We start from the raw sequence: 26,772 nt of genomic DNA, 5'->3' as shown, positions 1-26,772 counted from the left end.
TCCGGCGGCAGGAAGTCGCGCAGATAGAGTCGGTAGCTGGCGAACTCCGACCAGTGCCGCGGTGGCTGCTCGAGCAGCACCTGCCACCAGGGCTTGTCGTAGCGCCGTTCAAGCTCGGCCAGCATGGCGCGCAGCGTCGGCGCGTGCAGCACGAAGGGCGTATCGAAGCAGACATCGCGCGGCGCGGCCTCGTCCAGCGTCTGCCCGTAGAGGGCGTGGGCCTAGTGATTCCACTTGACGGCCTTACCGCCAACCTCCGCCGCCGGCGCCGAGCGCTGGAAGCAGACGACGCGGCCGTCGGCGTCGAGGAAATCCGAAGGCGATGCCTCCTGCAGCACCACGAGGTCCGAATCCATCACCACCACCGTGTCGACGACACTTTCGGCGGCGGCGGCCAGCTTGCTGATCTGCTGCGTGTGCCAGCCCGTGTAGCGCACCCACGCCGGCCAGCCCCAACGTGCGCATAGGCTGTGCCCGCCAGGCGGGTACCGTGCCGTCCCAGGCGCTGCTGCATGCGTCGCGCACGGCGCCGGCCTGCCTCCACGGCCGGCGGCAACACGACGGCGCTGGAACAGAGTTCAGCGCCCGCTGCTTCCGCCTCGAAGAGGCCCATACCCTCTCCTGCACCACGACCCGATGCGACAACCCGGCCAGGGGAGAGCGCGCTATTGATGCCCGCAGCAGCCGGAAATGCGGCAGGTCTCCGGACCAAGTGGGGGTCAGGAACTGCACGGGGGCGGGCATCAAAGGACGTCCGGGACAGGATCCCAAAGGATGCCATTGACAAGCCGCTTACGCGGCTTCAGTCGCGGAAGGGCTTGAGCAGCTTGCGGCGCACCTTCTTGCCGCCATTGGCGAGCGCGCGCAGATTGATCTCGTGGCGCACCATCGCACCAAGGCGCTTCCACTGCTTGACCTCGGTACGGCTGCGCCGGCAGCCCTTGCAGACGTCGCGCTTGTTGTAGCTGCAGACCCCGGTGCAGGGACTGCGCGTGAGCAGTGTCGGGGCGTCAGTCATGGCTCAGCTCAGAACGGAATGGACGCGACGAAGCAACGCCGCGGCATTGCAAGCCTAGTTGGCCGAAGCCTTGAAAGATTCCTGTTTCTAGCTATCGACGCGATGCAAGCGCCCCGGCCACTATTGCTTGCTGGCTTCCGCGCTCACGCGCAGCGCGTTGTGCACGGCCACGACGCCTTCGACGTCTTCGGCGATACGCTCGGCAAGCCGGCGCTCGGCCTCGCTAGTGACATCGCCGCTGAGCGTCACGACACCGCGAGTCGACTCGACGCCGACCTTGAAGGGACTCAACGCCGATTCGGTGGCCAGCTGCGTCTTGACGCGCGCGGTCAGCGCCGCACCGGCAACGTACTCCCCGGTACTTTCAGCGACGCGCTCGAACATCGAATCTTGCTTCTCGTTGTCGGCGGATTCCTCGGCGTAGACCGGCGCCACACCCACCAGCATGGCAGTGGTAAGCAAGGCGGATGTCAGGGTCTTGTGCATGGCGGTGAACTCCTTCGACGGATAGGGTTTCAAGCGTGCGGAGCACAGCGTGAACCGTGGATGAAGCCGCGCTCAATCCTTGTCCTTGCCCTCTTCCTCGCTGTCGTCCTCTTCCTCGCGAACATGGGTCAGCGCGCTGGCGATGACGCCGGTCAGGCCGGCGACCACGCCGAGGCCGATGATCATCACCAGCCCGGTGAACAGCCGCCCGAGCGGTGTGATCGGGTAGACGTCGCCGTAGCCAACGGTCGTCAGCGTGACGACGGCCCACCACAGCGACTCCGGAATGGAGGAGAACACTTCGGGCTGCGCCTTGTGCTCGAACTGATAGATACCGGCGGCGGCGACGAAGAGCATGATGAAGGCCGTCGTACCGAAGACCATCAGCTCGCTCCGGGCCTCCATGAAAGCCTCGGTGAAGCGGGCCAGTGCGCGGCTGCGCCGCAGCAGCCGAAAGATGCGCAGAAAGCGCAGCGCGCGCACCCACTGCGAGTCGTTGAAGAAGTAGTAAGGGAATACCGCCAGGAAATCGACGATGCTTAGACTCAATAACCAAGTGCAACACCCACCTCTGATGCAGATACGGTGTTGCGATGACAAGAAGAAGCTACCGCCATCTCTCGGCGGAGGAACGGGCGGCGATCATGCTCTTGGCTGAGCAGAAGGTTACGACGCGAGAGATCAGCCGGCGGTTGGGGCGCTCGCCGTCGACGATATCGCGCGAGTGTCGGCGCAATGCGTTGGCCGGCAAGGCGTACGACGCCACGGCAGCGAGTGCGGCCTACCGGCAGCGACGACATCGTTGCGGGCGGCATCGGAAGCTGCAACCCGGCATGCCGCTGTGGCAGTACGTCCACGACCGCCTGATCTATTTCGCCTGGTCGCCGGAGCAGATCGCCTGCAGACTGGAACGCATGTTTCCCGACGAATCTGACTGGCAGATCAGCCACGAGACCATTTACGCGGCCATCTACGCGCACCCCAAGGGGGCGCTGAAGAAGGCCATGGTCGAGGCGCTGCGCCAGCACAAGCCGCAGCGCGGCCAGAAACGGCGTACCGCCGCCGGCAAAGGCGGCATGGTGGTGCCGGACGATCTGCGCATCGTTCATCGCCCCGAGGATGTGACGCAGCGCAAACTGCCGGGCCATTGGGAAGGCGATTTCATCAAGGGCGCCTACAACCGCTCGGCTGTCGGCACCGTGGTCGAACGCAAGACGCGCTTCGTCGTGCTCTGCAAGATGGCCGACTGCAGCGCCGATGCGGCGCTGGAGAGCTTTACCCGTCAGATGAAGAAGGTCCCCGCCTTCATGCGCGAGAGCTTCACCTACGACCGGGGCAGCGAGATGGCGCGTCATGACGAGCTCGCCCGACGCCTGAAGCTCGACATCTGGTTCGCCGACCCGTACGCGCCTTGGCAGCGTGGCAGCAACGAAAACATCAACGGCCTGCTGCGCCAATTCCTGCCCAAGGGCGCCGACCTTTCCTCGGTCAGCCAGACCCAGCTCAACGACATCGCCCGCCTGCTCAACGGGCGACCACGCAAAACCCTGGACTGGCAAACGCCTGAAGAAGTCATGGCCCACGAAATGGCGAAATTTCACGAAAGCGTTGCACTTGATTCTTGAGACCAGCATGCCCCAGAAACTGAAGATGTAGCGCAGCGCGCTGGGCGCGGCGAAAACGCGCAGGAGGTACTCCAGCGTGAACAACGCGATCGAGGCCACCTCGATAATCAGCAGCAGGCGGTAGGCCAGCGTCGGGAGCCCGTCGAGCGATTCGATCGTCAAACCCGCCAGCGAGACAAAAATAACGACCTGCAGCGCGATATCGAAGCGTCGGCCGGCGATACTGTCGTGATCGAAAAGCAGGCGCCGCAGACTGGCGCGCGCCGCCAGAAACACCTCTCACATCATCTTCCCCCCTGCGATTCCGATACAACAGCTTAAACGCAGCGGCAATCGGTGCAGCGGATCGCCTAGTGAACGTTACCCGGCGGCGCAGGGCGCCGTTGAGATGCGCGCAGAAGCGTAAGTGGCCGATGCGATTTCCCGTAGCGACGAGATTGCGAGGGCTGCAGCCGTGCAGTGGCGGTCGCGGTGCCGAATGGCCGACCTTCCGCCACTCTGATGACATCTACGCCACACGAAGCCAGTGCCCCTTCCATCACGCACGTTGCCGCTTCCCGAGCGGCGCCATTGGAGGAGTGGGCCAAGAAATCGCCGGCCATCAGCGCGCTGAACGGAGTTCGACTACCGAAGTTCCTGACCGCACGCTCCGCGCGAAACCGACGGCCGGCTCAAACTCGCGGCCGCCGAGTAGAGCCCGGGGCGGGAGACGCGCAGCGCACTCCTCTATGCCGCAGCCACTGCTTCGACCGACTGCGCGCCTCGGATGCGGGCGGCTTCACCAAGACGGGCGCGCAGACTTTCGAAGTGCATCACACTCGGTGCGCGGAAGCTACCTGGAATGACGTACTCGTTGGCCAGCCAGTTGAGGAAGGGCCGGCGCAGCGGCGCCTCGACGGCAATGCCATTGGCACGCGCGGATAGCCAAGCCCGCACCGCCTCCGGCGAGCGCGCACGCTCGGCAACCCCGGGGATGGCGTAGCAGGCTTCACCCAGACACAGCACCGGGCGGCCCAGCAGAAGGCCCTCGATACCAACGCTGGAGTTGAGGGTAAGCACGCCCTCGGCTCCCCTTATCAGAGCTTCTGATGTGTGTTGCTCGACGATGTGCAGGCGCGGATGCCCGGCCGCGTGCCGGCGCAGCTGCCGATAAGGCTCGGAGCAGCTCGGATGTGGCTTGCACACCAGGTGCAGCGGCTCCGGCACGTCACGCATCAAGCCTTCGAGCAGCCAGTAGAGCTGGCTCATGCCCCGGATCCACGGCGAGTACAGCAGCACCTGGCTGTCCAGCGCCACTTGAAAGGGGACGAAAACGTAGCGACTCGGCAACGGCTCCGGCGTCCCCTCGGGGAGCTTTCGCGGCGTACAACGCTCCGGTAACTCCGCATTGCAACGGTAGGCCTCGTAGAAGCGCGGATCGGCCGGCACGGAAGCTTCGGCATTGACGCCGCGTGCATCGGCCGTGGTGCTGTCGGGCAGCAAGCCGGTCTCGAACAGCACACAGGGAATATCGAGCGCCGCCGCTGCGGCGCGCACCGCCCGGGCGTCGACGCTCTGGCCGCCCCAGACGCCGACGACGTCGGGACGCCAGCGCGCCATACGCTGCCATGCGGCCGCGTAGTGCCAACGCGCGACGCGATGCAGAACACGTGTATCTCGCGCCAGCCGGTCGTCCGAAAGATGCGGCCGTGCCCGCTTGCGCTCGATGCTGTACGCAGCAATCCAGCTCACATCGTGATTGTCGAGCGCGCTGCCACCAGCCAAGCCGATGGGCGCCAGACCGACGGTCTCTTCTGCCAGGCCAGACTGGATCGCGCGAAAGTAACGGCGCGCCTTCGGCGAATTGTAGAAAAGCTGGATCCGCATGCCGCATAGCGTGGCTTGCCGGCATTGCGTGCTGATAACACAGCAGTGACCGGTGCGTTACGCGCGCCTCAGCGCCGACGCCGGTCCTGCCAGGCGCTGCGCAGGCGACGAAGATGCCGGCGCAGGGGGCGCTCGCGCCCCGCGTCGCGACCCTTTTCAGCATGGCGCAGGCGGTAGACGGCGGGCACCGGCAGCGGCGTCCCTGCCGTGCGCAGCTGACGCCGGAAGACACGATCCTCGTGCGCCTTGCACCACCGGCGTGCCGGCTGCTGGAAGGCCTCGACCGCGGCGCAGTATCCGAGCGCCCGCGCCGTATCACCGCGGGTGATCTGCATGGGCCCGGTGGCGCGCGTCAATCGGCGCGCCGTGCAGCGTGCCGGGTCGGCGTGGCTCAGCAGAGTCTCGGGCTCGGCCTGCGCGACGCTCGCGGCGTCCAGCACTGCCGTCGCCAGCTCGATCTCGGGGTACACCAGCGGGCTCCGGCTGCCACTGACGGCAACGGCAAGCCCATCGAGGGCACCTTGACCGAACACGACATCGCAGTCGGTGAACCAGATCCAGTCCGCGGTGGTCGCTCGCGCCGCGAGATTACGCCCGATGCTGCGCCGAAAGAGCTGCGGTGGCGGCAAGCTGCGCCACTGCCAGCGCACGCGGGGCACCCTGATCGCGCCGATGCGCGCAAGCAAATCCACGGTGGCCGTGTCCTCCTGGGCGTGGAAGACCGTCATCGTCACCGTCACCGAGGCAGGCGGGTGCGCTATCAGCGCCGCGAGCTGGCAGGCCAGCAGACGGCTGTAGCCCCAGCAATGGCTGACGATCTCGATGTGCTCGGGCGCCGCCGCCGGTGCCAGCGCCGGCGGCGCCGGCCCATAGCAGCGCGCGGGCAGCATGCCGCCTGCTCCCAGGCGAAAGATCTGCACCGCGGCACGGGTTCGCGCCGCGTCCAGACCGCGCGGGGGCGCAGGGTAATGAGGCAACTGAGACATCGCGGATAGTCACGCGTAGCGGTCAAAGTTGCTTTGTAGCGACGTCGGCTTACAGAGCGATGACGCTAGTTGGAGGGCTCCACCTCCCATCCGGGCTCCTCGAACTCGCCGATGAGGCGGATGTCGCAGCGGTCGCTGAAACTGTCGATGAGCTGCTGCATACGGTCGGCGTCGACATGCTGCTCCATGGCATCCCGTGCGACCTTGGAATCCCAGTGCGCGATGGCGAGCGCCTTATCGGGATGGCCGATCTTGCGGTGCAGATAGGTGCCGCGCGCACCGGGTGCCTGCTGGATGATCCGGCTGGCTTCCTGCCATACCTCCGCGTAGTCCTCGATTGTCGTGCCGGGACGAACCTGGACTTCGAAGATGAATTTCATTGATAGCTCGCAGAAACCGGGGATTTCACGAAGCGATGATGCCTGCATCTTCCTGAGGCCGGACTGAAATCCGACCGAAAGCTGCACCGCCTCAGATACCCATACGCGACAGCGTGTCGATCAGCTGGCGCAGGAAGCCGCCGGCCACCGGGTGGCGTGCGGCGAAACCGGCCTCCGCCTCGGCGGCGCGCTCGATGATGGAGTCGCTATCGGGCGCATCCTCCTGCTCTTCGAGCAGCGCCTCGATATCGGCGTCCAGCGCGCGCAGCTCGGCGAGCGTGGCTTCATCGACCTCTTCCTCGTCCTGCTGCTCGAGGGCTTCTCGGAGCTGCTGCATCAGCTCCCGGATACGGGCATGGCTCATGGTTTCAACCGGTTCTAGCGGGAGGCAACGCCGGCCTGGGCCAGCTCGGCTTCCAGTGTATCGAGATCGGGCACCGCAACGAGCGTGTTACCCAAGCGCGCCCGGCAGAGCACCAGATCGTCGCGATCGCCCTCTGCCAGCGGCGCCGGCTGCAGTGATTCCGGCTCGACGTCGACGAGGTGCGGATGCCCACGGCAGAGCAGCGCCACCACCGGGTTCTGCAGCATGTGGCCGAAGGTCTGCACGAAGATGGCGCGAGTGCGGCTGGCGCCGGCTTCCGCGCCGCCGCCACCGTTGAGCCGCTCGAAGTCCACCACCGGCACCTCGCCGCTCTCGAAGCTGCGCTGCCCGCGCCACCAGGGCGCCGAGTCGCTGCCCGGCGGCGGCTGAAAGACGTTACCCACCTCCAGCACCGCGACGTTGGGCAGCAGCAGGTGATCGCCGCCTTCCTGTGCCAGCAGCACGCCGAAGACACTCTGCTGGCGACTCATGCGGCAGCCTCCGCGCGCACGCTATTGATCTCGGCGAGCAGCTCGTTCTCCTGATAAGGCTTGATGAGATAGCGCTGCACGCCCAGCTCGGCGGCGCGCTCGCGGTGCTTGTCGCCCGAGCGGGAGGTGATCATGATGATGGGCGTGGCCTCCAGGTGCGTGGTGTTGCGCATGTAGCTCGCCACCTCGAAGCCGTCGGCGCGTGGCATCTCGATATCGAGCAGCACCACGTCCGGCTGCGCGGTGGCGAGCTGGCCCATGGCGTCGACACCGTCGCGGGCGAGCTGCACCTCGTAGCCATTGCGCTCCAGCAGGCGCTCGGCGACGCGCCGCATGGTGATGGAGTCGTCGACCACCATGACACTCGGCTTCTGCGCTCGCGTGCTCACCGTGCGCTCGGGCGCCTCGCGGATGCGCTGGCGCCGAATGCGGTCCTGGATGAGCGAAGGCAGGTCGAGCAGCAGCACGATGCGACCGTCGGGAAGAATCGTGGCGCCGGTCATGCCCGGCACAGCAGCAAGTACCGGCCCGATGGTCTTGGACACCACCTCGCGGTTGCCGACGACCTGGTCGACGACCAGTGCCAGCTCACGGCTGCCCTCGTCGACGCCCTCGGGCAGTCGCAGCAGGATGGCCGGCAGCGCACGCGCGTCGGTGGCCGGTGCCCGCGGCAGGCCGAGGTAGTCCGCCGCGAAGGCGATGCGATAGTCGCGGTCGCCATACTGCAAGCGACCCTCGCTGCCGTCGGCCGGTGTCGCCTGCGCGCGTGGCACGCGGGCAATGCCCTCGATGGCGGTCAGCGGCACGGCGAAACGTTCCTCGCCGGCGACGAACATCAGCGCCTGGGTCAGGCCCAGCGTGATGGGCAGATGGATAACGAAGCGCGTGCCTTCCCCGGGCTTCGAGTCGATCTCCAGCGAGCCGCCAAGCTGACGCACCTCGGCGGCCAGCACATCCATGCCGACGCCACGGCCGGCGCTCTGCGTCAGCTCGCGCGCGGTCGAAAAGCCAGGCTCAAGGATGAACAGCGCCAGCTGCGCCTGCGACAGCTCGGCCTGCTCGTGCATCAACCCGCGCTCGACGGCGCCGCGGCGGATGGCCTCGAAGTCCAGACCACCACCATCGTCGGCCACCGTCAGCCGCAGCTGCTGACCGTCGCGCTCCAGGCTAACGGCGAGGGCGCCGGCTTCTGCCTTGCCGCGGGCGCTGCGCGTATCGACATCCTCGATGCCGTGGATGACGGCGTTGCGCAGGGCGTGCTCCAGGGGCGCAGTCATGCGCTCCAGCACGTTGCGGTCGACCTCGATGACCTCGCCGACAAAGCGTGCTTCGACCCGCTTGCCGGTCTCCTGCGCAGTCTGACGAACGACGCGCTGCAGGCGCTGCGTCTGGCGCGCGAAGGGCACCATCAGCGTGCCCATCAGACCCTGCTGCAGATCGCTGTTGATGCGCTGCTGCTGCAGCAGCAGCGCCTCGGACTCGCTGGAGCCGGCGCGCATGGCGTCCTGCAGCACATTGATGTCGCCGACGGTCTCCGCCAGCGCGCGCGACAGCTCCTGCATGCGCGAGTAGCGGTCCATCTCCAGCGGGTCGAAATCGCCGGCGTAGCGATCCGGCTGCGCCTCACCACCGTCGGGGGCGAGCCCGCGCGCCTCGATCTGCGCCTCGGTCTCGGCGTTGAGCTGGCGCAGCTGATCGCGCAGACGATTGACGGTCTCGCCGAGCTCCTCAAGCTGACCGCCCATGCCGGCATTCTGCTCGTCGAGGCGCGCGCGCAGCACCGAGATCTCGCCGGCCTGATTGAGCAGCGATTCGAGATCGGGCACCGGCACGCGCGCGAACTCGCGCCGAAGGCCGAGCACGCTGTCGTCCTCGGCCGGCGGCTTCCAGAGCACGCGCGGGTCCCACTGCGTCTCGGTGCCCGCCGGGCGCGGCGGCGCCCGCTCCGCGGCCGGTTCCACAGCCGCTTCGGCGCTGGCTTCGGCGGCAGATTGCGCCGCCGCCGGCTCCGGCGCGGCGGCCGTCAGCTCGTCGATATAGCTGTTGTCGAAATAGGCGCTGTCGTCGCTTTCCGCCTGCTGCCCCGTGGACTCGCCGCCGCCCGGTGCGGAGCTGCCGACGTGCAGATACTGCAGCTGCTCGAGACGCGTCTGCAGCTGCATGAAGGTGGCGCTGTCCGGCTCCATCTGCCCGGTGACCAGATCCTCGACCAGCGACTCCATCTCGTGGGCCACTGCCGCCATGCTGACGGCATCCACCATGCGGGCGCTGCCCTTCAGCGTATGCAGCGCCCGGCGCAGATCGATGACCGAGCCGGCCTCGTCGACGGGCACGCCCTGCTCGGAATCCTGCTGCCAGCGTTCCAGCGTCGACTGGACGGTTTCCAGCAGCTCACCGGCCTCTTCGCGGAAACCCGCGAGGAGTTCGGTGTCCTTCGAAAGCGGCTCCGAGGCGACGGTCTCCGGTGCCGGCATTTCCGGCGGCACCTCGGCAGCAACCGTCGGGCCGGCGGCCGCTTCCTCCTCCGGCTCACCCCAGGGCAGGCTGCCCTCAGCCTCTTCGGCCGACGGATGCCAGACGGGCACATCCGTCGCACCGTCGCCGGTGGTGTCCTCTTCCGGGTCGTCCTCGGCAGGCAAATCCTGCCCGTCCATCACCGGATGCTGCGGCAGCTCGCCGGCGAGCTCGTCCAGGCCGCCTTCGGCGTCGATGACATGCGGTGCCCAGGCGGGTTCCGCCGGCTCCGGCGCCGAAAGATCCGCGCCGCCAGCATCGGAAAATGCGGGCGGCTCGACCGCGGCCGTCTGGCCGACGAGTTCCTCGCTGTCAGCGAGCAGGGCGCTGACATCCGGCGTGCCGCCGGCCCGCAACTGCTCGACGGCGCGATACAGGCCGTCGGCGGCGTTGTGCAGGCGCGACAGCGTGACGGTATCGGCGCTGGCTGAGCCTTCCTCAATACGCGAAGCCAACGTCTCGCAGCGGTGCGCGACCTCGCCCATATCGTCGAAGCCCGCCATGCGGGCGCTGCCCTTGAAGGTGTGCAGCGAGCGCGCCAGCTCGCGCAATGCTTCGCCGCGCTGCGCGCCACGCTCGAGGCGGTCAAGATCGCTGTCGATGGCCTCAAGCAACTCGCCGGCCTCGCCGACAAAGAGCTCGCGCAGCTCGGCGGCGTCGGCATCACTGTCGTAAGTCGCCTCGTCGACCGGCACCGGCGCGGCTTCGGGCGCCGACACCTGCGAGGCGGCTGTTTCGGCGGGTCGCGTTATATCGGGCGGGACGGTGGCTTCGGTGGCCTCCAAAGTCCCGGTAGCGTCGGCCCTCGCCGCCTGCCAGTCGAGCGTCGCGATGCGGGCGGCCAGGGCCGCGGGATCGTCGGTGGCGCTGGCTTCTCGGAAGGCGTCGAGTTGCTGAAACAGCGACTCCAGATGCGCCTGAGCGGCTTCGAATGCTGCCGGTGAAGGCGCCTCGCCCGCAGCGATGGCAGCCTCCAGGCGCTCGACATAGGCACCGGACGGCTCGGCCAGTGCCGCGCAGCCGGAACTCGCTGCGGTGCCGGCCAGATTGCGCAACTGGTCGCGCATCACCGGCGCGTAATGCTGCCCCGGGGGATCATCCCGCCAGGCCAGCAACTGCTCCTCGACGGCCTTGAGCCAGTCCAGCGCCTCCATGGCGAAGGCGTCACTGATGGCGTGGCTCTCGGCGTCGTCGCGCTCGGCCTCGGGCAGCGCTGCGTGCAGCTCGCGCAGCATCTCGCGCCACCGATCGAGCTGCTCGGCTTCCGGCTCGGCGGTGCGGGCGTTCACCCGCTCGCGCAATGTGCTTACGATGGCGGCCAGCCCCTCGCCCGCCTCGCCTTCCAGGCGTCGATCGCCGCGCCGCAGCGTGTTGAAATAGTGCTCGATGTCGCCGGTAATGGCGCTGAAGCCCTCGAAGCCGACCGCGGCCGAGGAGCCGCGCAGGGTGTGGAAGGCGCGCAGGACATCGTCCTCGACCTTCTTGCCGGAGGCTTGCTGCAGCCAGCGCGCCGCCAGACCGAGCTGGGAGGCCGCGTCTTCGTAGAAAGTGGCGAGCAACTCGTCGCGCTCGGCGTCGGTGGCGCCGCCCTGACGCAGGCGCTCAGCGCGCTCGCTGAGCTCCGCCAATCGCTGCGCATCGGCGATATCGCCGCTTTCGGCGAAGGCACGCACCATGTCCGGAACGAAGGCGACGGCGTCGCCAGTGAAGCTGACGATGGCCGGCGTCACGGCCATCCCGCCATCGCGGCAGGCATTGAGCAGGGACTCGCAGGCCCAGGCGAACTCGCCGAGGGCGCTGGCACCCACCATGCGGCCGCTGCCCTTTAGCGTGTGGAAGCCGCGTCGGACCTCCAGCATGGCCTCGGTATCGTCGGGGTTGCGCTGCCAGCGCGCGTAGGCCGCTTCGATGGCTTCCTGAACCTCGGCGGCTTCCTCAAGAAAGACCGCACGGATATCCGGGTCGACTTCATCATCAGCGGGCGCTTCAACCTCGGCAACGGGCGGCTCGGCCGCCCGCGCGGACGCGCGCTCCTTCTCCTCTTCTTCGGCGACCGCCGGCGGTACCAACCCGTCGAGCAGCCCGGAAAGCGTCTCGACGAGATGCGCCCCCGGCGTGTTGCGCTGGAGCAGGCTCTCCAGATAGAAATCCACCACCGCGATGGCGTCGGCGAAGCGCTCGGCGCGCGCGGGTTCGTCGCAGATGGCTTGCAGGCCGTGCTCGGCAGACGTCTCCGCCAGCGAAGCGACAAGGCCCGCGAAACGCCGGTGCGAGATGACATCCAGCGCCGAGCTGACCTCCTGCAACTGCGCGGGCCCCTCGAAAAGGCCTTCCGTGCTTCCCGAGCGCAGCCAGCCGTCGACGGCGGTCTTGACGCGCGAGATATTGACCTGCGATTCGCGCACCAGCGCCTGCTCACCGCCCTGCAAGTCGGCAGCGTTGGGAATCTCCTCCCCCAGCGGCTGGCTGTCGTCGCCGGCCACCGTCGAGCTGAGCTGGCGGTAGAGCGCCTCGTCCAGGCTGATGTCGATACGCAGCAGCGCGCTGGCGATGTCGATCCAGCCCTCGTGGGTGGCGTCGGCCGCCTCGGAGAGCAGCGTCGACAGCAGCGACATCTGGTTGCGCGCCACCCGCGCCAGCGCAGGCAGGCCGAGCATGGACAGCGTGTGCGCCATCTGGTCGAGCAGCTGGTGCGCCTCATCCATGTCGCCGGCGCCGGCCCGCACACGCAGGTCGATGTGGTCCTTCACCTTGCCGAGGTCGCTGCGCAACTCCTGCGACAACTGCGCAATCAGCGCGCTGTTGGTGCCGCGCAGGCGGGCACGCATGCGGGCGAGAACGTTCTCGTCGGGCAGATGGCGCTCCAGCGCCAGCTCGTCGCGCAAGCGCCGCGTGCGCGAACCAACGGCCTGCGCGCGCCCCAGATGCCAGAGCAGCGCGCCGGCCAGCGCCTCGGCCTCGGTGAAAGGCTCGCCGGCGGCCAGCGCGCGCACGGCGGGCAGGCTACGGCCGAGCAAGCGACGCAGATCCAGCGAAGCATCGATGCCGCCGGCCAGTGCGCACTCGGCGGTGGCAGCCATGCAGCGCCAGAGCAGATGCATGGCACCGTTATCGGCGCCGCGTGCGAAGGCCTCCGAAAGCTTGCCGACACGAGCGATGCTCTCGCGCGTCTCGCCGCGCAGCCACTGCGCCAACGCCTGCTGGTAGACCGATTCGTACTTGCGCGCAATCTGTTGCGCCGAGGGGGCACCCGCTTCCGGGCCCCGGTACTCCGTCTCAAATCCGGACTGGCTCAGCTGTCGGGCGAAAAGCTCGGACTCGCTGAGCAGCGGCAAGCCCTGCGCGATGCGCAAATCGTTGAGCGCCGGATGCAGCACCAGCACGTGATCGGGCAGCCCACCGACAACGGCGTCGGCGTAATCGTCGAGCTGCATCAGCGCACTCATGACGGCAGTCGCCAGCGCCGGCACGTCCTCGACTTCCTCGCGCGCCAACGCATCCAGCGCCTCGCTGATCTCGCCCGCGGCGATCGAGACACCGGCGCACTGCACAACGCGCGCCGAGCTGCTGATCTCCTCCACCGTCGTGACGGCCTCGCGCAGCGCCACGGCGCTGATCTGCTCCTCGACGTACTGCTCGACCAGCGCCCGCGCACGCGTCAAGCCGCGCGTGAACTCCGGCCGGAGCCAGTGCATGCCCGCCGCAAGATTCGGACGCGCGTACACCATGGTCAGGCAGCCGCCTGGTTGAGGAGCCCGGCCGCGCTGAGGCGGTGCAGGCTCAATACGCGCCAGGAGGCACCGTCGCGCACGAAGGCGCCGAGCAGCCAGTCGCCCAGCGGTGCCGCAACCGCGTCGACCAGCGCATGCTTCTGGTCGCCGGGCACGAATTGGCGGTGACCGTAGATGCCGTCCACAAGAAAGCCCATCGGCGCTTGCGGATGCTGAAAGACCACGACGCGCGAATCGCGGCCCGGAGCCGGTGCGGGATAGCCCGCCAGACGCCGCAGGTCGCAGATCGGCATCAACTCGCCGCGCACATTCGCCACACCCAGCAACCAGTCGGCGGCACCCGGCACGCGCGTCAGCGGAGGCGGTGTGAGCACCTCGCGCACCTCGTCGCCCGGCACCACGTAGCCCTCTTCGCCGAGCCGAAAGGCCAGACCTGTCCAGAACTGCTCTTCGCCGGCCTCGAAACGCGCAGCACGCAGTCGCTGGTCCAGCTCGGCCAGCAGCGCGAAGGGCTGCTCACGCAGCTCGCGCAAGGGCGCCTCGCTCACGACGCCGCCTCACTGGCGAGATGGGCGTTGACCGCGGCCATCAGCTCATCCTTGGTAAAGGGTTTGGTCAGGTACTGATCGGAGCCGACGATGCGGCCCCGCGCCCGGTCGAAGAGCCCGTCCTTGGAGGACAGCATGACCACCGGAGTGTGCGCGAAGCCCGGATTGCCCTTGATCAGCGCGCAGGCCTGGTAGCCATCGAGGCGCGGCATCATGATGTCGATGAAGATCAGGTCGGGGGAATGATCCGCGATCTTCGCCAGCGCCTCGAAACCGTCCTTGGCGGTGACAACCGTATAGCCGGCCCGCGACAGCAAGGTTTCGGCAGTGCGCCGAATCGTCTGGCTGTCGTCGATCACCATGATTTTTCCTGCCACCGGCTCTCCCCCGAGATCGTTCTTCGACGTCGCTATGAACCCCGGTTTTAGCACAATCAGCCGCGGCCGCATACCGCGCTGCGCTACCATGCGGCCCCCTCCCTCCAGCGTGGGTCGTTCATGTCGCAGGCTGTCCCCAACCTCACCGTGGCGGCGGGCCCGGTACTCGAACTCGAGTCCCGGCTCCTGGAAGCCCAGCCCGCCATCGAAGCCTGGCTTCGTCGGCAGTGGGCGGTCACCACCGCGCCCTTCTACTGCTCCGTCGATCTGCGCAACGCCGGCTTCAAGCTGGCCCCCGTGGACACCAATCTCTTCCCGGCGGGCTTCAACAATCTCAGCCCCAACTTCGACAGCCTCTGCCTGCAGGCGCTGCAGGTTGCCGTGGAACGCACCTGCCCAACCGCCGCGAAGCTGGTTCTGGTACCCGAGAATCACACGCGCAACCGCTTCTACATGGAGTCGGTGGCACGCCTCAAGGGACTGCTGCAGCGCGCCGGCTTCGAGGTCCGCGTCGGCTCCATCTCACCGGAGATCACCGAGCCCACCACCCTGGATCTCGACTCCGGCGCGCAGCTGACGCTGGAGCCACTGCAGCGCAACGCCGACCACCTGCACATCGACGGCTACTTCCCCTGCGCGGTGGTGCTGAACAACGATCTTTCCGGCGGCGTGCCCGAGATACTGCGCGGCGTCGCCCAGCCGCTGCTGCCGCCGGCGGAGGTGAGCTGGGCACAGCGCCTGAAGTCGCAGCACTTCGCGCACTACCGCGAGGTCACGCGCGAATTCGCCGAGATCATCGACATCGATCCCTGGCTGATGACGCCGGCTTTCCGCAACTGCGGCAACATCAACTTTCTCAAGCGCGAGGGCGAGGAGTGCCTGGCGGACAACGTCGAGACACTGCTCGCGGAGATCCAGGCCAAGTACGACGAGTACGGCATCGACAAGGATCCCTTCGTCGTCATCAAGGCCGACGCCGGCACCTACGGCATGGGCGTTATGACCGCCAAGCATCCGGACGAGCTGCGCACGCTCAATCGCAACATGCGCAAGAAGATGGCATCGGCCAAGGGCGGCGGCGAAGTCACCGGCGCCATCATCCAGGAAGGCGTCTATACCTTCGAGACCATCGGCGAGCCACCGGCGGTGGCCGAGCCCGTGGTCTACATGATCGACCACCACGTCGTCGGCGGCTTCTATCGGGTGCATGAAGGCCGCGGCACCGATGAGAACCTCAACGCGCCGGGCGCTCGCTTCCACCAGCTCGCCTTCGCCGATCCCGGCATCGCGCCGGACGCAAGCTGCAGCCCCGACGACACCCCCAACCGCTTCTACGCCTACGGCGTGGTCGCGCGTCTGGCCATGCTCGCCGCCGCGCGCGAGATCCGCAGCAGCGTCCACGAGGCCGCGGCATGAGCCAGCCTCCCGGCAGCCGCACGCTGCTGGTGATCATGGACCCCATCGCCGGCATCAAGCCCGTCAAGGACACCACGCTGGCCCTGCTGCTGGCCGCCCAGCAGGCGGAATGGCACATCCACTGTGCCGACACCGAGGCGCTGTCGGTGCGCGACGGCGTGCCGCGCGTGCGCGCCCGGCCGCTGACCGTGCGCGATGACGAGCGCAACTGGTACACGCTGGGCGAGGCGGACGACCAGACGCTGGCCGATTATGCGCTGATCCTGATGCGCAAGGACCCGCCCTTCGACCAGGAATACGTCTACGCCACCTACTGGCTGGAACTGGCCGAAGCCGCAGGCAGCCGCGTCGTCAACCGCCCGCAGGCCCTGCGCGACTGCAACGAGAAGGGCTTCATCATGCGCTTCCCGGCGCTGATCGCACCCACGCTGATCTCGCGCGACAAGAAGGCCCTGCGCGCCTTCCAGGCCGAGCAGGGTGAGACCGTGCTGAAGCCGCTGGACGGCATGGGCGGCAACGGCGTCTTCGTGATCGCCGCCGACGGCCGCAACCTCAACGCCGTCATCGACGCGCTCACCGACAACGGCCGGCGCACGATCATGGCGCAGCGCTATCTGCCCGGCATCCGCGACGGCGACAAGCGCATCCTCATGATCGACGGCGTGCCGGTCGATCACGTGCTGGCCCGCATCCCCGCCGAGGGCGAGACGCGCGGCAACCTCGCCGCCGGCGGTCGCGGCGTCGTACAGCCGCTGACCGCGAGCGACCGCGCCATCGCCGAGGCCGTCGGACCGAGCCTGCGCGAACGCGGCATCGTCTTCGCCGGCCTCGATGTCATCGGTGACCGGCTCACCGAAATCAACATCACCAGCCCGACCTGCCTGCGCGAGATCCAGCGCGAAACCGGCGCCGACATCGCCGGAGCGGCCTTCGCGGCGATGGCGGGAGGCCGCTAGATGCTGCTGCGCCGTTTCCTCTTCGGCGGCATCGCGCTCGCGCTTCTGCTTTACCTGCTGCTACGCCCACCGACACCGGGCGGCGAGGAGTCCCGACTCGTCGAGCAGCAGTTCGCGGCCATGGGCACCTGGTTCAGCGTTTCCGTCTGGCTGGAGGATCCCGAGCAGCGCGACGCCGCCAAGGCCGCCATCGACGACGTCGAGGCGGGGCTGCACGCCTATTCCGAGCGCTGGAGCCCGGATGGCGACGGCGCACTCGCCCGCTTGAACGAAGAACTCGCCGCCGGCGAGCGCATGACCGTGCCTCAGCCCATGCGGCCGCTGTTCCGCGCCGCCGAGGACTGGCGGCAGCGCAGCAATGGTGCCTTCGATGCACGTACCGGCGCGCTGGTCTCGCTCTGGGGCTTCGACAACGAGGAGGACTTCGCCGAGGCGCCACCGGACGACACCCAGCGCGAGGCACTGGTGGCGCAACTCGCCGAAGCGCCAGGCTACGAGGGGCCGGAGTACGGACCCGAAGAGAACGTGCGCTGGAACTTCGGCGCCATCGCCAAGGGCGAGGCCGTGGCACAGGCCAGCGCCGCGCTCCACGAGGTCGGCTTTGCGCATCACATCGTCAACGCCGGCGGCGATCTCGTCGTGCGCGGCGAGCGCGGCGAGCGTTCCTGGCGCGTGGCCGTGCGCCACCCGCGGCCCGGCATGGCGCAGACGCTGCTCGCAGCCATCGAGGTCGGCGACGAGGCCGTGTTCACCAGCGGCGACTACGAACGCTTCTTCGAGCACGAGGGCCGGCGCTACCACCACATTGTCGACCCCCGGGACGGTCAGCCCGCACGCGGGCTGCGCTCGGTAACCGTGGTGACCGAGGACGCTACCGCTGCCGACGCGGTGAGCACGGCCATCTTCGTCGCCGGCGAGGACTGGCGCGCCATGGCCGAGCGACTGGGCATGGATACCGTTCTGGTCATGCACGACGACGGCAGCCTGGGCATGACCGAGACCGCGCGCGCACGCTTTCGCATGCTGGCCGACGCCCCCGTCCGCGAAGCGCCGTGACGCGCGCGGACGCGCTGGTCATTTTGCTGCTCGCCGCGCTGATCGGCTGGATCGGCATGCAGCAGTGGGTGGCGCGCACGCCAGCCACAGCGGTGGCCATCCATCGCGGCGGCGAGCGCATCGCCGTGCACCCGCTCGACACCGACCGCGAGCTGCGCGTCGAGGGCCGCATCGGCACGGCCCACATCCACATCCGCGACGGCCGCGCGCGCTTCCATCGCAGCCCGTGCCAGCGCCAGGTCTGCGTGCACATGGGCTGGCAATCGCACGGCGGTGCGGTCGCCGCCTGCGTGCCCAACGGACTGTCGATCCAGCTCATCGGCGGCGACAGGGGCTTCGATGGCATCGCCGGCTGAGCCCACAGTCGGAACGGACGCGCTGGACCGGCGCATTGCCGGGCTGGCCGCCGTCGCCATCGCCATCCACGTGCTGGAGGCCGGCTTCCCCAGCCCGGTGCCCGGCATCAAGCCGGGGCTGGCCAATGTCGTGACGCTGATCGCGTTGCTGCGCCACGGCGTCGCCTGCGCGGCCTGGGTGGCAGGGTTGCGCGTACTGGTGGGATCACTGCTGGTGGGCAGTTTCCTGACGCCCAGCTTCTGGCTGTCGGCCACCGGCGCGGTCTGCGCCTTCGCCACGCTGGCCGCGGCCTGGCTGCTGGGCCGTGCGCTGCCGCCGCTGCGGCTTTCCGCGCTGGGGCTGTCAGTAGTGGCGTCGGTAGCGCACATGAGCGGCCAGTTCGTCGCCGCCTGGAAACTCTTCCTGCCGCACGACGGTCTGCTGATGTTGCTGCCGCTGCTGCTGGGGGCGGCCCTGGTCTTCGGACTGGCTTCCGGATTCATCGCGCTGCGCGTGCTGGCGGCCATGCAGCGGCTTGAGCCACAGGGTGGCTCGGGCGGATACTGATGCAGGAGGAATCGCGACCGGAGCGAGCCATGGATGCAGCGGAGACGAGTGCCGGCGGAGCGGGCTATCTGCGCAACCAGTTCCTGGTGGCCATGCCCAGCCTTGATGATGAGCAGTTCGGGCAGACCGTGACCCTGCTCTGCGAGCACAACAACGAGGGCGCGCTGGGCCTCGTCGTCAACCGCCCGACCGACCTCAAGCTCGCCGAGATGCTCGACCATCTCGGCCTGGACGCCTCGCACTACGGCGACACCAGCCCGCCCGTCTTCTGGGGCGGCCCGGTGCAGCCCGAACGCGGCTTCGTCCTCCACGCCGAGCCGGGCGACTGGGACGCCACACTGGCCATCGGCGAGCGTCTGCACGTCACGACCTCACGCGACATCCTCGACGCGCTGGCCGCCGGCAAGGGCCCCCGGAACTACATCGTGCTACTCGGCTATGCCGGCTGGGATGCCGGCCAGCTGGAGGACGAGATCCTCGGCAACGCCTGGTTGAACACCCCGGTAGACCAGCAAATCCTCTTCGATACGCCGAGCACGGAGCGCTGGCAGGCCGCGACCCGACTGCTGGGTGTGGACTTCACGCAGATCGGCACCGGCCACGGCCACGCCTGAGCGCGCTTGGCCACCTATCTCGGCTTCGATTTCGGCACCCTTCACGTCGGCGTGGCGGTGGGCGAGAGCATCACCGGCGGCGCGCGTGCGCTGGCTACCATCGGCCCGCGCGAGTGGGAACGCCTGGATGCGCTGATCGCGGAGTGGTCGCCGACAGCGCTGGTGGTCGGCCTGCCACTCGACGAAGACGGCAGCGAGCAAGCGATCACCGCCCGTGCTCGGCGCTACGCACGCGCCATCGCGCAGCGCAGCCGCCTGCCCGTATACACTTGCGACGAACGGTATTCCTCGCTGGCCGCCAACAGCGCTCTTGCAGCGCGCGACGGCCCGCGCCCCGCAGGCAACGACGCCGAGGCCGCGCGCATCATCCTCGAACAATGGCTGAGTCAGGCAGACACGACCGCGACGCAGACGCCACCGACGCGCTGATCGCCGACATGGCGCAGCGCCTCACTGCGCTGCTGCCGGACAAGGGCGCGCCCTGCGCTCTGGTCGGCATCGAGCGCGGCGGCGTCGCCGTCGCGCAGGCGCTGGCGCCGCATCTACCGACGCATCTCGAGGCGGGCTCGGTGGATGTCAGCTTCCACCGCGACGATTACGCCCGCCGCGGCCTGCGCACCGCCCGCCCGTCGCAGCTTCCACTGTCTCTGGAGGACGCCACCGTCGTGCTGGTCGACGACGTGCTGCACACCGGCCGTACCGCACGCGCGGCGATGGAAGTGCTCTTCGAGCGTGGCCGCCCGGCGCGCATCATCCTCGCCGCGCTGGCCGCCCGCCCTGGCCGCCAGCTGCCCATCCAGGCCGATGTGCTGGGCGTGGCGCTGGAAGTCGACCCCGCGGCACACGTCACCGTGCTCGAAGAGCCGCTGCGCATCGAATGCCGGGAGACCGCGGCTTGACGCCGGCCGAGCTTCAGCTCGACGAGCGCGGCCGCCTGCGGCATTTGCTCACCACCGAGGGGCTGCCGCGCGAGCTGCTCGTCGAGATCCTCGATACCGCCGCGCAATTCGCACCGGTCGCCGGCGCGCCGGTCAAGAAAGTACCGCTGCTGCGCGGACGCACCGTGCTCAACCTCTTCTTCGAGGCCTCGACGCGCACGCGCACGACCTTCGAGCTGGCCGCCAAGCGGCTGTCGGCGGACGTGCTCAATATCGACGCCCAGACCTCCAGCACCTCCAAGGGCGAGACGCTCTTCGACATGCAGCGCACGCTGGAGGCCATGCAGGTCGACATGTTCGTCGTGCGTCACGGCTCCAGCGGCGCGGCGCACTTCATCGCCGGCCACGCCGCCCCCGGCGTGGCCGTGCTCAACGCCGGCGACGGCCGCCACGCGCACCCCACGCAGGCGCTGCTCGATATGTACACGCTGCGCGCGCACCGGCCGGACTTCCGCCAGCTCCGCGTAGCCATCGTCGGCGACATCCTGCACTCGCGGGTGGCGCGCTCCGACATCCACGCCCTGCGTACGCTGGGCGCCGGCGAGATCCGCGTCATCGCACCCAGCACGCTGATGCCCTCGGGCATCGAGACGCTGGGCGTGACGCCCTACACCGACATGGATGCGGGCCTGGCCGGCGTCGACGTCGTCATGCTGCTGCGCCTGCAGCGCGAGCGCATGCGCGGCAGCCTGCTGGCCTCACCCGGCGAGTTCCACCGCGCCTTCGGGCTGACCGAGAAGCGCCTGGCCGCCCTCGGGCCCGATGCGCTGGTCATGCATCCCGGGCCCATCAATCGCGGCGTCGAGCTCGCCGGCGAGCTGGCCTATTCGCCGCAGTCGCTGATCCTGCAGCAGGTCGAGCACGGCATCGCCATCCGCATGGCGGTGATGGCCATGATCATCGGCCGCACGGAGGGCGCGTGAGCGAGGCCATCCGCATTCTCAATGCCCGCGCCGCCGATAGCCGCGGGGAGCACGAGCGGCTCTGCGTGGGCATCCGCGATGGCCGCATCGTGCACGCGGCGCCCGAGCCCCCCGAAGGCGAATGGGATCGCGACATCAACGCCGAGGGCCTGCTGCTTCTGCCCGGCTGGGTCGAGCTGGCGGCGCGCCTGCGCGAGCCGGGCGCCACACGCAAGGCCGACATCGCCTCGGAACTGGCCGCCGCGGCCGCCGGCGGAATCACGGCGCTGTGCATGCCACCCGACACGCAGCCGGTGATCGATCGGCCGGCCGTGGTCGACTGGATCCGCGGTCGCGTGAGCGCCTCGGGCTCGGCCGTCGCCGTGTATCTGCTGGGTGCGGCCACCGTCGAACTGGCCGGTACCGAGCTGGCCGAGATGCACGCCCTGGCTGCCGCCGGCTGCTCCGGCGTCGCGCAATACGGCGCACCGCTGCGCGACACGGCGATGATGCGGCGCGTGCTGGAGTACGCCGCCGGCTTCGGGCTGACCCTGCACGTGCAGCCGCAGGACGCAGCACTGGCCGACGACGGTTGCGCGCACGAAGGTGCCATGGCCACGCGCCTGGGCCTGCCCCCCATTCCGGTGGCCGCCGAGACCTGCGCCATCGGCCAGTGGCTGGCGCTGATCGAGGACACCGGCGCACGTCTGCACTTCGGCCGCATCTCGAGTGCGCGCGGCGCGCGCATGATCGCCCGCGCCCGTGCCGACGGCCTGCCGGTGAGCGCTGACGTGGCGCTGACACACCTGTTGCTCGACGACAGCGCGCTGGCCGGCTTCGACACGCGCGCACACCTGCAGCCACCGCTACGCGAGACCACCGACCGGGACGCTCTGCGCGCGGCGCTGGCAGCGGGCGACATCGGCGCGCTCTGCTGCGATCATCAACCGCACGAGGCCGACGCCAAGAACGAAGCCTTCGATGGCGCGGCGGCGGGCGCCTCCGGGCTGGACAGTGCCTGGTGCCTCGCGCTGTGGCTGGTCGAGCAGGGCGTGCTCGATCTTCCGCGTCTGGTGGCCGCGGTACACGACGTGCCGCTGGCGATACTCGGCCAACCGGCCGGCGGCCTGGTCGAAGGCGCCTCCGCCGACCTCGTTCTGATCGACCCGTCCCGGAAGGCACCCGTCGATCCGGCGCACTTCACCAGCCGCGGACGCAACACGCCGCTGGCCGCGCATCCGACGGGCGGCGGCGTCGTGCTCAGCATGGCGAGCGGGCACATCATTCACGAGGCGCTGGACGATCCCAGCCGGCGCCGTTAGTCTCGCTGGATCAAAAAGGGAGCAGGGGAGCACGATGGCTCGCATTCTGGTGGTGGACGACTCACCAACCGATCTGGCGGCGCTGCGCAAGATGCTGGAATCCGACGGGCACGAGGTCAGCGAGTGCACCGAAGGCGCCGAAGCCGTCGAACGCGTGAAAGCCGATAAGCCGGATTGCGTATTGATGGACGTCGTCATGCCGGGCATGAACGGCTTCCAGGCAACCCGCGCGCTGTCGCGCGCACCCGAGACCGCGGCCATCCCGGTCATCGTCATCAGCAGCAAGAGCCAGGACACGGACCGTCTCTGGGCCATGCGCCAGGGCGCGAAGGAATACATCGTCAAGCCGATCAAGCAGCAGGACCTGCTCGCCAAGGTGCGCGGCGTCATCGCCGGCTGAGGATCGATCATGGCCAGAACCGATAACGCCCCCGCGCGCCTGCTGCCGCGCCTGCAAGTTATACTGCTCGTCGCCGCGGCGCTGCTCATTTCCGGCGCCGTCGTCAATTTCCTCTACGTCCAGCAGCAGCTGGAGCGCAACGCCGGCCTGGACACGCTGGCCTTCGACGTGCGCAACTTCTACGAAAACGTTTCGCAGTCGGCGCGCGACTCCTCGCAAGGCCTCGAGCCGGACCGCTCGGCGCTCTTCGCCATGCAGGACAACTACGAAGATCTGATCTATCTGCTCGAGGAAGGCGACCAGGCCCGCGGCGTACCGCCGCTGCCCGCGCGCTACCAGGATCTGGTCCCGAATCTGCAGAATGCTTGGGAGCGTGTTTCCCCGATCGTTGAGGCGATCATCACCGGCCTGCCCACCGCGCAGCGCACCAAGATCAATGCTGCGACCATCGCCGCGACGGTCGACGATCTGCGCGACCCTGCGGATGCGCTGCTGGAGGCCACCAGCGGCAACACCGGTCGCAATGCAGCACTGTTGCGCGCACGGCTCGAGGAGCTGCGCAGCCTCGCCACCAGCATCATCCAGATCAACACCGTCGCCGGGAACCTGGCTCCGCGGATCGATGCCACGATGGCGGACATCGCGGCGCTGCACGCCGACCTAGCCAATAACGTGCCGGGCGGGCTGCAGGAGGAGCACGCCGCCATTGGCGAGGCGCTCGACAACCTGCGCTCGAACGCGAACGCGCTGGTCGAGTCAGCACCGACGCTGGATCGCTTCAACGACGCCAACATCGATTTCTACAGCCGGGCCACCAGTATCGAGACCGCCGCCGGCGAGATCGAGAACGTCCTGCTGCGTGACCTGCAAGGCGAGCAGCCCTCGGCACAGCCCAGCTACGCAATGGGCGCCGCTGCAGTAATCGCCATTATCCTTTTCATCGGTCTCTTCGTCTACCAGCTGCGGCGCGAGGCAAGCGTCGCTACCGAACGCGACCGCCGCCAGCAGGACGCGATTCTGACACTGCTCGACGAGATCACGAATCTCGCCGACGGCGACCTTACCGTCGGCGTGACGGTGACCGAGGACTTCACCGGTGCCATCGCCGACTCCATCAACTTCACGGTGGAGAACATGCGGGGGCTGGTCGGCCAGATCAACGCCGCCTCGCAGCAGATCGCCGAAGCCGCCGAGCAGACGCAGACCTCGGTCGAGCAGATGAGCCGCCGCTCCGAGGACCAGGCGCGCGAGACCGACGAGGCCACGCAGACCATCACGCGTGTATCGCAGTCCCTGGAGGAAACCGCCGGTCGCGCCACCGAGGCGTCCAATCAGGCGCAGGAGTCCGTGCGCGTTGCGCATACCGGCGCCGAGACGGTGGACCGCACCATCGAGGGCATGAACACACTGCGCGAGCAGATTCAGGACACCTCAAAACGCATGAAGCGCCTGGGCGAATCCTCGCAGGAGATCGGCAACATCACCGAGCTCATCAACGACATCGCCGAGCAGACCAACACGCTGGCGCTCAACGCCTCCATCCAGGCCGCCATGGCCGGCGAAGCGGGTCGCGGCTTCGCTGTGGTCGCCGATGAGGTCCAGCGTCTGGCCGAGCGCGCCACCAATGCCACGCGCCAGATCGAGAATCTGGTCAAGACCATTCAGGCCGACACCAACGAGGCCATCGTCTCGATGGAGCGCTCGACCTCGAACGTGGTCACCGGTGCCAGCACGGCAGAGGAAGCCGGCCAGACGCTGACGCAGATCGAGCGCGCCTCCACCGAACTGGCGGCGCTCATCGACGAGATCGCCGCCTCGGTACGCGCCCGCGCCGGCGAGGGCACGGAAGTGGCCGGCACCATGCAGCGCATCCGCGAGATCGCCGTGCAGACGGCCGCCTCTTCGCGCCAGACGGCGCAGGATGTCGGCAAGCTGACCCAGCTCAGTTCGACGCTGCGCGAATCGGTCGCAGGCTTCACGATTCCCGAGACGAGCAACGCCGAGGAAAGCGACGCCGATCCGCGGCAGGACTGAGCGCGGGCCCCGCCGGGGGTCCGCGGGGTCAAGCGGGTATAATGCACGGCTCATTTGCAACCGGACCGGAGTATTGTCTTGATGAGTCTTGTGGCTGATCTCAATACCCTTCTCGGCCTGGACAGCGTCAGCTACAAGGTTGATCTTTCCAAGGAAGAGCTGTTTCACGAGGCAATTGCCAACGATCGCGGCCGCGTGGCCCACGGTGGCCCCTCGGATGCACAGAAGGCCTACCCCACCAGCCTCGGCGTCAACGGGCCGCTGGTCTACTACACAGATCCTGACTGCACGGGCCGGCGTACCAAGGACACCTACGCGGTGGCCTGGCCCGAGGTCGACGACGAGATCTGGTTCAAGGCGGACTTGAATCGCTACAAGCCCGAGGACTACGAGGGCCTGCTCAAGCGTGTCGTGCAGCACCTGAACGACAAACAGGCCACGCTCTACGTCAAGAACGTATTCATGGGCTCGGATTCCGACTTCGCGGTGCCCTACCGCTTCGTTGGCGAGTACGCCACGCACGCCATGTTCGTGCATAACATGTTCCCGAAGGATCTCGACGTCGCCGACGTCGAGGGCCGCCGCTGGACCATGATCAATGTGCCCAGCTTCGAGTGCGTACCGGAGCGCGACGGCAGCCGCTCGGAGGCCGCCGTCATCATCGACACGCGCAACCGCATCTGCCTGGTCGCCGGGCGCGCCGACTACTGCGGCGTCAACAAGAAGACCATCTTCACGGTCGGCAACTACCTGCTGCCCAAGCAGGGCCGCCTGTCGATGCACTGCTCGGCCAACGTCGGCCCCAAGGACGACGCCGCCATCCTCTTCGGCCTGTCTGGCACCGGCAAGACGACGCTGTCAGCTGATCCGGAGCGGCGCCTGATCGGCGACGACGAGACGATCTGGTCCGACAACGGTCTGTGCAATCTCGAGGACGGCTGCTACGCCAAGCTGATCGACCTCGACAAGGAAGCCGAGCCGGTCATCGCCGCGGCGCTGTCCAAGCCCGGCACGCTCATCGAGAACGTGCCGCCACTGCCCGGCAAGACGATGGAAGAGTGCCATCCGGACGAGCTGGATCTCACCGACCGCACGATCGCCGAGAACACGCGCTTCTCCTACCCGCTGTCGGCGAACCCGAACGTCATGCCCAACGGCCAGGGCCCGCATCCGCAGACCATCGTGCTGCTGACGGCGGATGCCTTCGGCGTGCTGCCGCCCATCTCGATCCTCGAGCCCGAGGATGTGATGTACCACTTCGTTTCCGGCTTCACCTCGCGCGTGGCCGGTACCGAGGTCGGTGTCACCGAGCCGCAGCCGACCTTCTCGGCCTGCTTCGGCGGCCCCTTCATGGCGCAGAAGCCGAACGTCTACGCCGGACTGCTGGCCGACAAGATGAAGAAGCACAAGGCGCGCTGCATCCTGCTCAACACCGGCTGGACCGGCGGTCCCTACGGCACCGGTGAGCGCATCTCCATCAAGCTGACGCGCGCGCTGCTCAATGCCGCGCTGGAAGGCAAGCTGGACAATGTACCCACCGAGACACACGAGATCCTCAAACTGCGCATGCCCACCGAGTGCCACGGCGTGCCCAGCGAGATGCTCAATCCGCGCCAGACTTGGGCCGACAAGGAAGCCTACGATGCCGCAGCCATCAAGCTGCGCGACATGTTCCGCGACAACTTCCAGAAGAAGGGATTCGCAGAATTCGGCATCGAAGCGCGCATCTGAGTCAGGACCCTCGCGGCACGCATGACGAAAAGGGCCCGGCATCTGCCTGGCCCTTTTCGTTAGGACCGTCACTGTTCACGCTGAGATCACCGGCAAGCGCCAGTGAATTCAGGT

26 protein-coding genes are annotated in these 26,772 nt (G+C 68.2%); 14 read left to right on the top strand and 12 right to left on the bottom strand.

What is annotated here, in order from left to right; translation table 11 throughout:
• Window positions 1-221: 221 nt before the first annotated feature.
• The 4 genes from U743_RS00845 to U743_RS00830 all read right to left on the bottom strand — a co-directional run bounded on the left by U743_RS00845 (window position 222) and on the right by U743_RS00830 (window position 2,053).
• The gene (locus U743_RS00845) at window positions 222-437 is read right to left on the bottom strand and encodes a DUF6492 family protein (protein WP_043764782.1); all 216 of its coding nucleotides are present in this window, start codon (window positions 435-437) and stop codon (window positions 222-224) included.
• Window positions 438-802: 365 nt separating this feature from the next.
• Window positions 803-1,018, bottom strand: a complete 216-nt coding sequence (locus U743_RS00840) for a DUF1289 domain-containing protein (protein WP_043764780.1) — start codon at window positions 1,016-1,018, stop codon at window positions 803-805.
• Between the two features lie 120 nt (window positions 1,019-1,138).
• On the bottom strand, window positions 1,139-1,504 hold the full coding sequence (locus U743_RS17830; protein ID WP_052367370.1) for a BON domain-containing protein: 366 nt from the start codon (window positions 1,502-1,504) through the stop codon (window positions 1,139-1,141).
• Between the two features lie 72 nt (window positions 1,505-1,576).
• Window positions 1,577-2,053 (bottom strand): ion transporter, encoded by a 477-nt coding sequence (locus tag U743_RS00830; protein ID WP_052367369.1) that lies wholly within the window; start codon window positions 2,051-2,053, stop codon window positions 1,577-1,579.
• A 44-nt stretch (window positions 2,054-2,097) separates the two neighbouring features.
• Between U743_RS00830 and U743_RS00825 the strand changes: the two genes are divergently transcribed.
• Window positions 2,098-3,129, top strand: coding sequence for an IS30 family transposase (locus tag U743_RS00825; RefSeq protein ID WP_084191256.1), 1,032 nt, complete (start codon window positions 2,098-2,100; stop codon window positions 3,127-3,129).
• A 726-nt stretch (window positions 3,130-3,855) separates the two neighbouring features.
• Here the strand turns inward: U743_RS00825 and U743_RS00820 are convergent.
• The 8 genes from U743_RS00820 to pilG form a co-directional block, all read right to left on the bottom strand.
• On the bottom strand, window positions 3,856-4,995 hold the full coding sequence (locus tag U743_RS00820) for a capsular polysaccharide export protein, LipB/KpsS family (protein WP_043764774.1): 1,140 nt from the start codon (window positions 4,993-4,995) through the stop codon (window positions 3,856-3,858).
• Window positions 4,996-5,063: 68 nt separating this feature from the next.
• A complete protein-coding gene (locus U743_RS00815; RefSeq protein ID WP_052367368.1) occupies window positions 5,064-5,885 on the bottom strand; it encodes a glycosyltransferase family 2 protein in 822 nt (273 codons plus the stop codon).
• A 161-nt stretch (window positions 5,886-6,046) separates the two neighbouring features.
• A complete protein-coding gene (locus U743_RS00810; RefSeq protein WP_043764772.1) occupies window positions 6,047-6,361 on the bottom strand; it encodes an antibiotic biosynthesis monooxygenase family protein in 315 nt (104 codons plus the stop codon).
• A gap of 91 nt (window positions 6,362-6,452) precedes the next feature.
• Complete coding sequence (locus tag U743_RS00805; protein ID WP_084191255.1) at window positions 6,453-6,725, bottom strand: DUF4404 family protein; 273 nt, start codon at window positions 6,723-6,725, stop codon at window positions 6,453-6,455.
• Between the two features lie 14 nt (window positions 6,726-6,739).
• Window positions 6,740-7,216 carry a chemotaxis protein CheW gene (locus U743_RS00800; protein WP_043764768.1) on the bottom strand — a complete coding sequence of 159 codons (477 nt, stop codon included), beginning with the start codon at window positions 7,214-7,216 and terminating at the stop codon, window positions 6,740-6,742.
• Window positions 7,213-13,458, bottom strand: coding sequence for an Hpt domain-containing protein (locus U743_RS00795; protein ID WP_043764766.1), 6,246 nt, complete (start codon window positions 13,456-13,458; stop codon window positions 7,213-7,215). Before U743_RS00795 ends, U743_RS00800 begins: the two co-directional genes overlap by 4 nt.
• Before the next feature lie 2 nt (window positions 13,459-13,460).
• Entirely contained in the window at window positions 13,461-14,009 is a 549-nt protein-coding gene (locus tag U743_RS00790; protein WP_052367367.1) for a chemotaxis protein CheW, read from the bottom strand.
• Window positions 14,006-14,371, bottom strand: a complete 366-nt coding sequence (gene pilG, locus U743_RS00785) for a twitching motility response regulator PilG (protein WP_052367366.1) — start codon at window positions 14,369-14,371, stop codon at window positions 14,006-14,008. Before pilG ends, U743_RS00790 begins: the two co-directional genes overlap by 4 nt.
• A 135-nt stretch (window positions 14,372-14,506) precedes the next feature.
• Between pilG and gshA the strand changes: the two genes are divergently transcribed.
• The 13 genes from gshA (at window position 14,507) to U743_RS00720 (ending at window position 26,658) form a co-directional block, all read left to right on the top strand.
• Window positions 14,507-15,802 (top strand): glutamate--cysteine ligase, encoded by a 1,296-nt coding sequence (gene gshA, locus U743_RS00780; protein WP_043764764.1) that lies wholly within the window; start codon window positions 14,507-14,509, stop codon window positions 15,800-15,802.
• A complete protein-coding gene (gshB, locus tag U743_RS00775) occupies window positions 15,799-16,758 on the top strand; it encodes a glutathione synthase (protein WP_043764762.1) in 960 nt (319 codons plus the stop codon). The genes gshA and gshB overlap by 4 nt, the downstream gene beginning before the upstream one ends.
• Window positions 16,759-17,814 (top strand): FAD:protein FMN transferase, encoded by a 1,056-nt coding sequence (locus U743_RS00770; RefSeq protein ID WP_052367365.1) that lies wholly within the window; start codon window positions 16,759-16,761, stop codon window positions 17,812-17,814.
• Entirely contained in the window at window positions 17,811-18,170 is a 360-nt protein-coding gene (locus tag U743_RS00765) for a NusG domain II-containing protein (RefSeq protein ID WP_043764760.1), read from the top strand. The genes U743_RS00770 and U743_RS00765 overlap by 4 nt, the downstream gene beginning before the upstream one ends.
• On the top strand, window positions 18,154-18,717 hold the full coding sequence (locus tag U743_RS00760; RefSeq protein WP_043764758.1) for a Gx transporter family protein: 564 nt from the start codon (window positions 18,154-18,156) through the stop codon (window positions 18,715-18,717). The genes U743_RS00765 and U743_RS00760 overlap by 17 nt, the downstream gene beginning before the upstream one ends.
• A 29-nt stretch (window positions 18,718-18,746) precedes the next feature.
• Window positions 18,747-19,331, top strand: a complete 585-nt coding sequence (locus U743_RS00755; RefSeq protein WP_052368367.1) for a YqgE/AlgH family protein — start codon at window positions 18,747-18,749, stop codon at window positions 19,329-19,331.
• A 6-nt stretch (window positions 19,332-19,337) separates the two neighbouring features.
• Window positions 19,338-19,760, top strand: a complete 423-nt coding sequence (ruvX, locus tag U743_RS00750; protein ID WP_043764756.1) for a Holliday junction resolvase RuvX — start codon at window positions 19,338-19,340, stop codon at window positions 19,758-19,760.
• On the top strand, window positions 19,709-20,230 hold the full coding sequence (gene pyrR / locus U743_RS00745) for a bifunctional pyr operon transcriptional regulator/uracil phosphoribosyltransferase PyrR (protein WP_043764754.1): 522 nt from the start codon (window positions 19,709-19,711) through the stop codon (window positions 20,228-20,230). Before ruvX ends, pyrR begins: the two co-directional genes overlap by 52 nt.
• Window positions 20,209-21,192 (top strand): aspartate carbamoyltransferase catalytic subunit, encoded by a 984-nt coding sequence (locus U743_RS00740; protein WP_043764753.1) that lies wholly within the window; start codon window positions 20,209-20,211, stop codon window positions 21,190-21,192. The genes pyrR and U743_RS00740 overlap by 22 nt, the downstream gene beginning before the upstream one ends.
• On the top strand, window positions 21,189-22,493 hold the full coding sequence (locus U743_RS00735; protein ID WP_052367364.1) for an amidohydrolase family protein: 1,305 nt from the start codon (window positions 21,189-21,191) through the stop codon (window positions 22,491-22,493). Before U743_RS00740 ends, U743_RS00735 begins: the two co-directional genes overlap by 4 nt.
• Before the next feature lie 34 nt (window positions 22,494-22,527).
• Window positions 22,528-22,893: a response regulator gene (locus U743_RS00730; protein ID WP_043764751.1), complete on the top strand. Its 366-nt coding sequence runs from the start codon at window positions 22,528-22,530 to the stop codon at window positions 22,891-22,893.
• Window positions 22,894-22,902: 9 nt separating this feature from the next.
• Window positions 22,903-24,927, top strand: a complete 2,025-nt coding sequence (locus U743_RS00725; protein ID WP_052367363.1) for a methyl-accepting chemotaxis protein — start codon at window positions 22,903-22,905, stop codon at window positions 24,925-24,927.
• Window positions 24,928-25,008: 81 nt separating this feature from the next.
• Window positions 25,009-26,658, top strand: coding sequence for a phosphoenolpyruvate carboxykinase (ATP) (locus U743_RS00720; protein ID WP_043764748.1), 1,650 nt, complete (start codon window positions 25,009-25,011; stop codon window positions 26,656-26,658).
• Window positions 26,659-26,772 lie beyond the last annotated feature (114 nt).

The sequence above is a fragment of the Algiphilus aromaticivorans DG1253 genome (genome assembly GCF_000733765.1).
Taxonomy (GTDB): domain Bacteria; phylum Pseudomonadota; class Gammaproteobacteria; order Nevskiales; family Nevskiaceae; genus Algiphilus; species Algiphilus aromaticivorans.
This window is presented reverse-complemented; position numbering and strand designations above follow the sequence as displayed.